This window comes from Providencia huaxiensis (assembly GCF_002843235.3).
GTDB lineage: Bacteria > Pseudomonadota > Gammaproteobacteria > Enterobacterales > Enterobacteriaceae > Providencia > Providencia huaxiensis.
Genome location: NZ_CP031123.2, coordinates 833,000 through 845,248 on the forward strand (window position 1 = coordinate 833,000; position 12,249 = coordinate 845,248).

10 protein-coding genes and 2 tRNA genes are annotated in these 12,249 nt (G+C 39.4%); 6 read left to right on the forward strand and 6 right to left on the reverse strand.

What is annotated here, in order from left to right; genetic code table 11:
- Window positions 1–136 precede the first annotated feature (136 nt).
- Both CYG50_RS05180 and CYG50_RS05185 read right to left on the reverse strand, forming a co-directional pair.
- A complete protein-coding gene (locus CYG50_RS05180; RefSeq protein ID WP_102139560.1) occupies window positions 137–1,195 on the reverse strand; it encodes an HlyD family secretion protein in 1,059 nt (352 codons plus the stop codon).
- Window positions 1,196–1,218: 23 nt separating this feature from the next.
- The gene (locus CYG50_RS05185; RefSeq protein WP_102139561.1) at window positions 1,219–2,760 is read right to left on the reverse strand and encodes an MFS transporter; all 1,542 of its coding nucleotides are present in this window, start codon (window positions 2,758–2,760) and stop codon (window positions 1,219–1,221) included.
- A gap of 153 nt (window positions 2,761–2,913) precedes the next feature.
- On the opposite strand from CYG50_RS05185, the gene CYG50_RS05190 reads away from it, so the two are divergent.
- A complete protein-coding gene (locus tag CYG50_RS05190; protein ID WP_102139562.1) occupies window positions 2,914–3,816 on the forward strand; it encodes a LysR family transcriptional regulator in 903 nt (300 codons plus the stop codon).
- Window positions 3,817–3,953: 137 nt separating this feature from the next.
- On the opposite strand, the gene CYG50_RS05195 is transcribed toward CYG50_RS05190, so the two are convergent.
- The 3 genes from CYG50_RS05195 to CYG50_RS05205 all read right to left on the reverse strand — a co-directional run bounded on the left by CYG50_RS05195 (window position 3,954) and on the right by CYG50_RS05205 (window position 5,038).
- Window positions 3,954–4,029 (reverse strand) — tRNA-Asn (locus tag CYG50_RS05195).
- A gap of 294 nt (window positions 4,030–4,323) precedes the next feature.
- Window positions 4,324–4,399: transfer RNA gene (locus CYG50_RS05200), tRNA-Asn, on the reverse strand.
- A 135-nt stretch (window positions 4,400–4,534) separates the two neighbouring features.
- The gene (locus CYG50_RS05205; protein ID WP_102139563.1) at window positions 4,535–5,038 is read right to left on the reverse strand and encodes a YlaC family protein; all 504 of its coding nucleotides are present in this window, start codon (window positions 5,036–5,038) and stop codon (window positions 4,535–4,537) included.
- Between the two features lie 479 nt (window positions 5,039–5,517).
- On the opposite strand from CYG50_RS05205, the gene cspE reads away from it, so the two are divergent.
- The 4 genes from cspE to mgtA all read left to right on the forward strand — a co-directional run bounded on the left by cspE (window position 5,518) and on the right by mgtA (window position 9,971).
- Window positions 5,518–5,730 carry a transcription antiterminator/RNA stability regulator CspE gene (cspE, locus tag CYG50_RS05210; RefSeq protein WP_004909801.1) on the forward strand — a complete coding sequence of 71 codons (213 nt, stop codon included), beginning with the start codon at window positions 5,518–5,520 and terminating at the stop codon, window positions 5,728–5,730.
- Between the two features lie 103 nt (window positions 5,731–5,833).
- Window positions 5,834–6,025, forward strand: a complete 192-nt coding sequence (gene dsrB, locus CYG50_RS05215) for a protein DsrB (RefSeq protein WP_181489861.1) — start codon at window positions 5,834–5,836, stop codon at window positions 6,023–6,025.
- Between the two features lie 395 nt (window positions 6,026–6,420).
- Window positions 6,421–7,119 carry an MgtC family protein gene (locus CYG50_RS05220; protein ID WP_042847948.1) on the forward strand — a complete coding sequence of 233 codons (699 nt, stop codon included), beginning with the start codon at window positions 6,421–6,423 and terminating at the stop codon, window positions 7,117–7,119.
- Window positions 7,120–7,268: 149 nt separating this feature from the next.
- A complete protein-coding gene (mgtA, locus tag CYG50_RS05225) occupies window positions 7,269–9,971 on the forward strand; it encodes a magnesium-translocating P-type ATPase (RefSeq protein WP_102139565.1) in 2,703 nt (900 codons plus the stop codon).
- 165 nt (window positions 9,972–10,136) lie between these two features.
- Here the strand turns inward: mgtA and CYG50_RS05230 are convergent, their stop codons facing one another.
- Entirely contained in the window at window positions 10,137–10,445 is a 309-nt protein-coding gene (locus CYG50_RS05230; RefSeq protein ID WP_102139566.1) for a DUF5339 domain-containing protein, read from the reverse strand.
- A gap of 1,058 nt (window positions 10,446–11,503) precedes the next feature.
- Between CYG50_RS05230 and fliZ the strand changes: the two genes are divergently transcribed.
- Window positions 11,504–12,022: a flagella biosynthesis regulatory protein FliZ gene (fliZ, locus tag CYG50_RS05235; RefSeq protein ID WP_102139567.1), complete on the forward strand. Its 519-nt coding sequence runs from the start codon at window positions 11,504–11,506 to the stop codon at window positions 12,020–12,022.
- Window positions 12,023–12,249: the final 227 nt, after the last annotated feature.

Here is a 12,249-nt window from a genome sequence, read left to right on the forward strand (position 1 = left end):
TTAGATTCCCCTTTCTTCCAATCCCCTTTGGCAAGCAGCGAGGTTTTGGGGCCATCCGTTCATTGATAAATTTAAAACAACCCACCATTCGGTGGGCAAAGTTGCTGAGTTCTGTGTGGTAGCCCAGTTTTGTTCATCAGCGGCTCCCATCCAGTGTATTAATGGTGACATCTGCGGACATGCCCACACGTAATGCATCCATCATCGCAGCGTGGTCGGCGTTGCTATCAAAAATAATTTTTACAGGTATACGCTGTACAATTTTAGTAAAATTACCTGTCGCATTTTCTGGGGCAACGGGGGAGAAACTCACACCAGACGCTGGCGCAATACTGTCGACATAGCCTTTCAATATTTTCCCTGGGAAGGTGTCTATACTGATATCAACAACTTGGCCGTGAGTAATATTTTCCAATTGAGTTTCTTGATAATTCGCGATGATGTAGAGCTTGTTTTGGGGAACTATGGCCATTAAGGCATCACCTGGCTTGACAAACTCACCGACACGCAAACTTTTTTTACCAATTATGCCTCCAATGGGCGCAGTAATACGGGTGTAGGAGAGGTTAAGCTCGGCCATCTCTTTTTTAGCTTGTGCTAATGTCAATTCAGCATTGCTATCGGCCTGTTTTGCTTCTAATACTTGCAACATATTTTTGGCTGCTTTTAATGATGCTTCGGCTTGTGCAACACTTGCTGTCATTGTTTGTACACGTGTGGTTGCTTGTTGTGCAGCTTGTTGTGAGCCAGCACCGGTATTTGCCATTTTGTGGTAGCGAATTTTTTCTTGGTGCGCAAATTGCAGTTCAGCTTTTGCCGATTGTAGTTGGGCTTCTGCTGCAGCGATCAAGGCTTGCTGACGTGTTAAATTGGCTTTTGCATCATCTTGACGTGCGCGAGCGGATTGCTCTTGTGCAGCCGCTTGAGAAAGTGCAACCGTGAATTCTCTAGGGTCAATGACGGCTAATAATTCACCTTCTTTAACCCATTGGTTATCTTGTACGAGAACTTCGGTCACTACGCCTGAAATTTGTGGTGAAATACGCGAGATATCTGCACGGATATAGGCATCATTGGTATTTTGGGCGGTTTTTTTAATCGCGAACTTATTAATTAATAACCCTCCCATCAAAACAGCAATAGCGGTGATAGCCAGAGCGACATTTTTATTAATTTTTAATTTGATCTTACTCATTCTAATTTCCTGATAATCAATAACTAAGCAGCGGCAACAGACCGCGGTGGGTAAATACGAGTCGGCATCACTAAAATTAGCCCGGTTAATAACAGTGCCAAACCAGAAACTAGCAAATATAGGTCTGAGCTAGCTAAAACATGCCCTTGGTTTGAGGCGAGTTTAGTGAGTTCACCGATAGAGTTTGTGGCAGTATCGCGATAAGTACTGCCGTAGCTGTCAGCAATCACGCCCGAATGGAAATCGCCTCGCTGGCGGCTTAACAGGGCGATTGCTCCCCCAGCAGCCGTTGCCGCAAAACCTTTAACGGCATTAAACCAAGCCGCAGCAAAGGGGCCATCAGTGGGCAATAACCCACCTGTTGCCATCATCAACAGCGGAATGACGGCCATGGGTTGTGCTACGGCTTGCAAGAGGGAAATCATTCTAAAGTTGTCGCCATTCCAATCAGGAGTCAGCTGCGATGCGAGAACACAAGCGGCTGCCATCAAAAGTAAACTCATGGCGAGTACCCAACGGCAATCAACTTTTGGGGTATTACAAATAATGGCAATGATAGGGAGCGTAATGAGTTGTGGAAGCGATACCCATAGCATCATGTCTGAGGTTTGTTCTAGGCGATACCCTTGAATAGCCGATAAATAGCCAGAGGTAATATTCACCAAAGAAACCATAATCAACAACACACCACCCAGGGTGATTAATGAGAACGACAGGTTTCGTTTGCCAAGTAACTGTAAATTGAAAAAGGGTAATGGGTGATACCACTCGTTTATCAAAAACAGGGCTAATAGGCCAAGGCCACCAATTAATAAAACATAAATTAATGATGAATTTAGCCAATCAAGGCGTTCCCCTTGAGAAATCCCCACAGTGAGCATGGCAAGAGCACTTCCACCCAGAAGTAAACCTCGCCAGTTAAACTGTTTGAGTCGTTCTAAGCGTAAAGGGTCTTGCGGCAAACCAAAGCCAATGCAGATGGTGGCTATCGCCATAAGAGGCAAATTCCAATAAAAATATCCACTCCATCCCCAGTGGAAGGCAAAAGCGGCTGCAGTGGCACCAAAAGTAGCACTCCAGGCAGAAACCCAGCCATAAGCCCCTAAACCTAAAACTTTAATAAGCGGAGGCATAAAACGCAGCACTACCGTCATTAACATCGGTGGGAGAGCGCCGCCAGCAAAGCCTTGTAAACTACGTATTGTCAATAGAAGGGCATAATGGTCTCCAAGCCATGGTGTAATTAACCCGCCAATCAGATAAATAGAGCACATAACAAGAGCCACACGACGTAGTGAGAATGTCGGCCAAAAGCAAGGCGTAAATCCTGAACCAATTACAAAACCGGTTACATAACAAGTGATTAACCAACTGCCAGTATCGATATTTAATGCCATTGCGCCCTGAATATCGCCTAGAGCGAATTTACTGGCGTTTTCTCCCACGCCACTCGCCATTACCGCTAAAAAAACACCAAATAGCCCCATCCATGTGCGACCACTGATCTCACTCGCGCTGGCTATCCATTTGTTTTTTTTGGGTTGCGTGATAGACGCATCAACCATTTCAAACTCCTGCTATTTAAAAATTTGTTCTGTCATTTTTCAGCAGTAGTATCTAAACTTTATTTAATTGTTTAAAATGAAATGATGTAATTAAATTATTGCATAAAACGCAATCCACTAATAAGGAGGGCTGCAAAGGGGCGAGGAGGATAAATGCCACAAAAAATTGATTTCAATTTGATTTATGCGTTGAATTTATTATTGGAAGAGGGAAGTGTAGGAGGGGCAGCCGAAAAAATGAATTTAAGTGCTCCCGCTATGAGCCGAATTTTAGGGCGAATTCGTGAGCAATTTAATGACCCGATCCTCGTCAGGGCGGGGCGTAAATTAGTACCAACACCGAGAGCATTAGAACTAAAAGAACAACTTAGCCATATTATTGCTCAAGCAGAAGCGCTAATTGATCCTGACGAATTATTCAATCCAAAAACATTAGAAAGAACATTTGTTATTCGTGCGAATGATATTTTTATTGGTGCTTTAGGAGGCGGGTTATTAGAAAAGCTGAGGGAACTCGCTCCACAAAGCCGTTTAGTTTTTATCGCAGAAAGCGATACAGAAGATGATTCTTTGCGTAGTGGTAAGGTAGATTTGGTTATCGGTTCTTCCCGAGATTGGCACCCTGAAATTAAGGCTCAGAGCTTATTCACCAGCACTTTTCAGGCACTAGTTCGCCCAGGGCACCCGATTATCGGGCAGGTGACGCCTGAAAGTTTAACACATTTCCCGCATATCAGCGTATCACGCAGAGGGCGTACGCTTGGGCCAATTGATGACGCATTACGCGACCTTCAATTACAACGCAATGTTGTGTTGACCTTACCTAGCTTTCATTCAGCCATGATGCTAACAATGAACTCTGATTATATTTTGCCGCTCCCTCGTCATGTGCTGCAAGGGGTAAAGAGTGTTAATTTGCCGTTGGTTGAGATTGAACTTCCCTTGGAGTTAGAATCGATATTCATCGTGCAAGCATGGCATCCAAGGTTGGACAGAGACCCTGCACATCAATGGCTGCGCCAGACGATTAAACAATTTTTTCTAGAGAAAGAATAACGTTTTATTTTTATGGTAGGTGCTTAGTATCTGCTTTGGAAACACAATAAGAGTAGTAAGCAGAGCAATATTAATAAGTAAAATTTTCAGATAGATACAGATAGCAAAAAGCCCGCATTAAGCGGGCTTTTAAAATTTGGCTCCTCCAGCTGGACTTGAACCAGCGACATACGGATTAACAGTCCGCCGTTCTACCGACTGAACTATGGAGGAATTGCTTTGTTCCTGAGAACGAGGCGCATATTACCCATCCTGTTCACTGTTGTAAAGCATAAAAACGAAAAAAACAGCCAAGTGAGTGTTAAGTAATCGATTTGGTGATTATCTATCCCAATAAGTGATGGTTTTGCCCATATTATGCGGCTTATAGAAGATGCTAGGGGACTATTGATAATAAAGGTGAATGCTTCAATGCAGTGCAGTAGTAAGGGATATATCAAACAGAGAGCAAAAACAGAAAGTAAAGACAGATAGCAAAAAGCCCGCATTAAGCGGGCTTTTTAAATTTGGCTCCTCCAGCTGGACTTGAACCAGCGACATACGGATTAACAGTCCGCCGTTCTACCGACTGAACTATGGAGGAATTGCTTGTTCCTGAGAACGAGGCGAATATTAACGATATCATCTCAGGCTGTCAATCATAAAAACAGAAAAAATATCTAACTGTTCATTCACTGCACATTATGATGAAGTTTTACTCTAGTTAATTGATATTGAATTAATTTTGAGCCGCAAGTGTGCTAGGTAATTGCGGAGAAACTTCAGGATAAGCGACGTGATAGATATCATAAAATGAAATCATTCCCTTTAAAGCAATTAAACGTGATATTTCTTGTTTGATAGCAGGGCTAACATCTTGTGAATCAATAATTTTGCTTATTGCATTATCAGAAACTGGTTCAGTGACAAACCATTCCCCGTTATAACAAACACGTAAATCTAGCACACCAATATCTTCAAAATGATAAACAGGCTTAATGTCAAAAAGTAGCACACTGGCTAACACAATAAAGAGGATGGTGATACCCAGAGCCCAATAAGGGCCAAAATAAGGGGCATACCAAAGAATAATGGCAAGAGGGACATAAGCTGCAACCATGCCGACACATAAATAAGGGTGATTGGCAAGAAATTGGCTATTAAAATAAGGTTTCCCATCACGGTTTTCACGTTTATTGATGGTATCCAAATCTTCGACGAGTATTTGTTTGATAATATCCATGTGTATAACTCTCTGTCAGATATCTATACTAGGAGGGTATCACGAGCAATTGAGATTGTTATATATCAGTTAAAAAAAATATTTACACAGATTGTCATCGTATCAGATAATTCTTACTGACATAGAGTGAGTTGCTGGCTTTTTAAATTAAAGTTTTCTTTAAATTATCAACTAAATGCAACGATTTTGTTAACGTTATAGTCGATAAAAGTGATGTAATCGAAAAAACGGCATATTTTTCAGGTTTGCTCGTATAAAATAGTTGCTATTATCTTTAAGTCATGAGTTAATGAGTATCGGCCTGTTTAGCAGTCCTATTTGATGTATGATTACTGAGTTAGTGTGTTCTAAAGAAAAAAGTTATCACAGATAGCCTTTGACCGTGACGCTTCATCTTGGTGTTTCCCTGATTAAATAGTTGACTCTGGCCCGTATATGCCAAAAGGCAAGTTTTTTTGATGTTATATAGGAAAAGTCAAATGTCCGACAAAATGAAAGGTCAAGTTAAGTGGTTCAACGAGTCTAAAGGCTTCGGTTTCATCACTCCAGCTGATGGTAGCAAAGACGTTTTCGTCCACTTCTCTGCCATTCAGGGCAATGGTTTCAAAACTCTGGCTGAAGGTCAGCAAGTTGAATTCACCATTGAAAACGGTGCAAAAGGCCCAGCAGCTGCTAACGTAACTGCTATCTAAGCTAATTGCTTAACTGATTTTCTAAAGCCCGTCATTTTTAATGACGGGCTTTTTCGTATGCGCTACATTTATGGTTAACTTATTTTGTTGGGAAAAGAGTGTTATGAATATTAATGACCGTGTTTATGTAAAAACAGACGGAGAAGAGCGCCGAGAAGGTACTATTTTACTTATCGAACCTTTTAATGAAGGGATAATGTATTTAATTGCATTACCTGATTACCCTGAAGGTATTTGGTTCTTTAATGAAAAAGAAGGTGATGAAGGGATTTTTGTTACGCCAGTTGAAAGATAAGTTTCAATTTAATGGACACTTTGTTCTTTACTTAATAATTTTCCCCACTTATACTCCTCCCATCTTTTACTTAGGAGATTATTACTTGGACAGTCAGAGTTGGAATAAAAACTTAATTTAATGGCAAGCCAGTAATCTTCTTTTCTTTTTGCTGCTTGCCACGACGGCGGGCGGTATCTGATGTTTCCTCATCACACTACTCCCTTATAATTGTATTTAATTAAATAGCGTATTATAGCTGTATTGAGTGTGTATCATGTTGGTATATATTTATTCTCTATTTCCTCCAGGCAATAGCTAATGGTTTTTGAGTAATTTATTTTACTCAAAATATAGCTATATGCTTTTTATTAAGCATATAAATCATTATCCAAGTTATTTTTGGAGGGATTATCATGCTTTTTTCCCCTGATATTTTAAATTTACTGTCTGCTATGTGTTTTGGTGCATTAATTGGTGCTGAGCGCCAATGGCGTCAACGAATGGCGGGTTTGAGAACGAATGCACTGGTTGCAACTGGCGCAGCCGTGTTTATTTTAAGTTCTGTAACGACATCACCAGATAGTCCCGGGCGTATTGCCGCTCAAGTGGTGTCTGGAATTGGTTTCCTTGGGGCGGGAGTAATCATGCGTGAAGGCATGAACATCCGAGGGCTAAACACTGCGGCAACACTTTGGTGTTCTGCGGGGATCGGTGTTTTATGTGGATTAGGGCAATACTCTCTGGCATTGATGGCGACGTTATTAATTTTATGCGCCAATATTTTGTTAAGAGAAGCCGCTTCACGAATTAATAAGCAACCACAACAGCAAGCACTCGATGTAGAACAACGTTATAAAATTCGTGTCATGTGCCATCAAACGGATGAAATCTTAGTAAGAACACTTATTTTACAAGCAATTAACGGATTACATATTCGGTTGCGATCGTTAAGCAGTGCAGACACATTGAAACCTGAACAGCTGGAAGTGTGTGCTGAATTTCTCGCGACACCTGCCGAGCAAAAAGAAATTGAAGCATTGGTATGCAGAATAAGTCTTGAGCAAAGTGTTAGTGCTATCAATTGGAAAGTGGCATCAGAGCTACCTGCCTGATGACTTTAAATTAACTCACTATAGGAGCTGAAATGGACGACCACCCTCCGTCATGGAGATATAAATTGGAGCTATCCTACTGATAATAATTTAATTTTATTTCAGTTGGATAGCGTAAAAATCACGAGTGTTGTATTCGAGACAACGTTATGACTGAAATAAGAGAACCGCGCAAAAGCGTCAAAGCGGCTGCACGCCAAAAATTTATTGTTGGCGAACAAGCGAGTAAAAACATTGAGCAAGTGCTCAATGAATATCAAACAAATTTATTAGGCTTACCAGAGAATGAGGCAATGGATCGCCTTGTTACTGAAGGCGAAAATGAAGTTGCTCATGAAAAAGCCCCTCCAGCATGGAAACAATTGATCTCTTCTTTTAAAAATCCATTCATATTCGTACTGATTATATTAGCCATTGTGAGCTTTTTTACGGATTATGTTATTCCCAAACGTCAAGGCGAAGAAACAGATTTAACCGGGGTGATTATTATCGTCACGATGGTTTTATTGAGTGGATTTTTACGTTTTTGGCAAGAGTATCGAACCAATAAAGCCGCAGAAGCCTTGAAATCCTTAGTTCGTACGACAGCGACTGTATTTCGGCGTGATAATAAAACGGGGCGTTCTGTTCGAAAAGAGGTACCAATTAAATGCCTAGTCCCTGGGGATATTGTGTTGTTATCCGCAGGAGATATGGTTCCTGCTGATCTAAAACTTGTTGAATCAAGAGACTTGTTTATCAGCCAAGCCATTCTAACAGGGGAATCAATACCTGTAGAAAAATATGACACATTGGGTGATGTTTCAGCTAAAAGTTTAGAACCTGTATCGCCAACAGAAAATGAATTGTTAGAAATTTCAAATATCTGCTTAATGGGAACCAATGTTACCAGTGGTACAGCGCGTGGAATTGTAGTAGCAACGGGCGGAAAAACCTATTTAGGCTCACTGGCCAAATCGATTGTGGGAAGCCGTGCGCAAACATCGTTTGATCGTGGTGTGAATAGTGTCAGTTGGTTATTGATCCGTTTTATGTTAGTCATGGTACCAATTGTATTGCTTATCAATGGGTTTACAAAAGGAGATTGGTTCGAAGCGACATTATTCTCACTGGCTGTTGCCGTGGGGCTAACGCCCGAAATGTTACCGATGATTGTAAGCTCAAACTTAGCCAAAGGGGCAATCGCCATGTCGAAACACAAGGTGATTGTCAAAAGGTTAAATGCGATACAAAACTTTGGTGCGATGGATGTGCTGTGTACGGACAAAACGGGAACATTAACGCAAGATCGTATTATTTTAGAACATTATTTAGATAGTAATGGGCAGAAAAATAGTAAAATTTTGCAATTAGCCTGGCTAAACAGCTTTCACCAAAGTGGTGCTAAGAACATGATGGATCAGGCTATTATCCGTCGAGGTAGAGGTAACAGTGAAGTTGAGCAGCTAAAAGCATTCCAAAAAATTGATGAATTGCCCTTTGATTTTATTCGACGCAAATTGTCAGTAACTGTGAGAACACCGGAAGGTGAAGCCCTACTTATTTGTAAGGGAGCGGCTGAGGAAATGTTAGCTGTTTGCCAAAGTTACCAACAAGATGGTGAGCTTCATTTACTGGATGACCAAGCAAGAACAAAAATTACTGAGCTAGTGAGTGACTATAACAGACAGGGATTTCGTGTATTGTTACTCGCTACTCGTCATTTGAATAAAGCGGAAGCCAGCTTACCGCTTTCGGCTCAAGCTGAGTATCAGTTAGAATTACAAGGCATTTTAACTTTCCTTGACCCTGCAAAAGAAAGTGCAATTTCAGCTATTGCTGCACTACGTGAAAATGGTGTGACGGTTAAGGTGTTGACGGGTGATAATGCGATTATTACTGAAAAAATTTGTCATGATGTTGGTTTAAATATCAGTGAAATCATGACCGGCTTAGAGGTTGAAGAGCTGGCAGACGAAGAGTTGAGCCAAAAAGTTGAACAGGTTTCAGTTTTCTGTAAATTAACACCGCTGCAAAAGTCCCGTATTTTAAAACGGTTACAAGCTAATGGACATACGGTTGGTTTTCTTGGTGATGGGATCAATGATGCGCCTGCGTTACGTGATGCTGATGTGGGAATTTCAGTTGATACAGGGACGGATATTGCTAAGGAGTCTGCGGATATTATCCTACTTGAAAAAGATTTGATGGTATTAGAGCAAGGGGTGATTAAAGGACGAGAGACTTTTGGTAATATTATTAAATACTTAAACATGACCGCGAGCTCTAACTTTGGTAACGTATTTTCTGTATTAATTGCGAGCGCATTTATTCCCTTCCTACCGATGCTAGCCATTCATTTGCTCGTTCAAAACTTGCTGTATGATATTTCCCAGCTTGCATTGCCATGGGATAAAATGGATAAAGAGTTTTTAAAGCGCCCCCGCAAATGGGATGCAAAAAATATCGGTCGCTTTATGATTTGGATTGGGCCAACATCATCTATCTTTGATATTACGACTTTCGCACTAATGTGGTACGTGTTCCAAGCGAATAGTGTTGCTCATGAAGCGTTGTTCCAATCGGGTTGGTTTGTTGAAGGGTTACTTTCACAGACGCTAGTTGTTCATATGTTAAGAACACAAAAAATACCGTTTATACAAAGTACTGCGGCACTACCTGTTATGCTAACAACGGGGTTAATTATGGCTCTTGGGTTATATATTCCATTTTCTTCATTTGGTGAAATGATAGGATTACAACCGTTACCAATAGAATATTTCCCATGGCTAGCACTTACATTAGTGAGCTATTGTGTTGTCGCTCAGCTGATGAAGCAATTTTATATCAAACGTTTTGGAACTTGGTTATAAAATAGCGTTAAAAGGGGGGAGGTCCAATAACCTCTTATCTGTTTTGTTAGGTATCTAGTGTGGGTTATTTAATATTTACTGTAACTCATTAATATTCAAAAAATAAAAAGAGCCATAATGACAATGGCTCTTTTTGATCTTACAGAATAAAAAGAATAGGGCTTATTACAGACCTAAAGCAGTTTTCATCTGTTTCATTGCATCAATACCTTGTTGGCAAGCTTTATCTTGTTGATCTTTAGGTAGTGCAGCAACTTGTTTTTTACCTTCTTCCAGCTGACCTTTCATTGCATCTAGCTGAGCTTTTGCTTGCGGGTTTTCTGAAGCTTTAGCAATTAAGCTATCAACTTCAGCGAAGTAAGCATTACAAGTTTCAGTTGCACCAGCAACTTCGCCTTTTTTCTCTTCTTCCGAACAAGCAGTGATTGTCAGTGCCAATAACCCCATACCACAAGCTAAAATTAACTTTTTCATAATCAACCTTATTAAAATTATTTATTTATATAGCGAATTGAGTATATAAGAGATGTTTTTAATATCAAACGTGACAAATCCTAAAATAATATTTTAGCTAGCTAATTAAATTTTAATTTGATTAGGCTATCGTATTTTATTTGTAGGCATTCTCACTATATAACTTCATGGGTTTAGGTAAATCTTTTTTTATCATGCGGTTATGGTATCTCTTTGACTGCTCTACGTATATTTAGAGTGATTGGTGGATAACGTAATTGAAGTTAGAGAGAAAAAAGTTAAAGGCGAGTTTGCAAAAGAAGGATAGGTGGCGTTACGGTCTCTTAATTTAATAAACATATTTTTTGGCAATAATTATGCTTCAGCCATCACCATAGAATTATGTTTAATACGTGGATTTACCTATATTGAGTGCCCGTATCAGCGTTTTAATATCGAAATAACATTTTTTATATGAAATTAAATGTATTAAAAAATCGTTTATTTGTAACAAAATATTTACGGTCGAATGATACGTTTTCACTATGAAATATTTACAGAATTAATGGCTGTTCATTTAAGATGCAATTATAGATGTGAAAAGTGAGCTACTTCACAAATTTAAGAATAAAACCTTTGTATCAGTATAAGTTTGATTTTTAAATTAAATTTTCTTTGTACGCAGATGAAATTATCAGGTAGAGTCTTTGTTTTTAAGCGAACTAATATGTCAGTATCGCTTAACTAATGGTTAATGATAGGTGTACAGAGTTAACGACAACTAAGTTAATTTTGTTGACGCTAACTCAAATTCATACCAAAATTGACTCACCGTAGAAATTCGCCAAAGAGCGAGAGACGGGTTAGAATGTGTTTAACAAAGGGTAATAACTTTTCTTACTGTACATTTTTAGTGTGATCAATTCACTAAAGGTAAAGTAAGAATATATGATATGGGTTCACCATATCGCCATGCAACATAGCAGATATTATATTAATGCTATGGGCATACAATGTATGTAGCCTGATTTATCTGGTTACAATTTTATATTTAGACTTACACACAGGGCTTTACCATTATGTCTGCTTCTATTGTAAAGAAACGGCCTCTGAGTCGTTACATCAAAGATTTTAAACACAGCCAAACTCATTGTGCACATTGTCACAAGACTCTTGATCGCATCTCTTTAGTTTTCAACGATGACATCTTAAATAAAGAAGCTATCGCTGATATGACTGAATTGGTCGATGAAGGTGCCTGGGGGGAGCTGCAAGATAAATTTACTGCACTTTGTCGTTTTTGTAGTGAAATTTATTGCAATAGCAATACTGATTATTTTGATATTATGTCATTTAAACAGTATTTATTCTTACAGACTGAGATGAGCCATAGTACTGTTCGTGAATATGTTGTTCGCTTACGCCGTTTAGACGAACTGTTATCGTCCTCTAATTTTTCTATGAAAGAATTTACTGCAAGTAAAGTTCAAGATGAGTTAAGTGAGAAAATGACAGATTCTGCATTTAGTAATTACAATATTGCATTACGTAAATATGAACAGTATTTATTCTGGGAATCAGAAAAACGCAATAATTAGAATGACATATTGAAAATAAGTATCGCTATTTTCATTGTTGTTTTTAAGCAATGGTGTCCTCATGGGCACCTTTTATGTTTTCAGCGTGCAGGTATCTGGGATAGCATTTATCTGATAGGAACGATGACTGTTGTTGTTATGAGATAAATGTATTTTTAAACAAATATATTTTTAAACAAAGATACTGTGATATATGGCCTGACCATCGTAGATAACGAGGTCAGGCT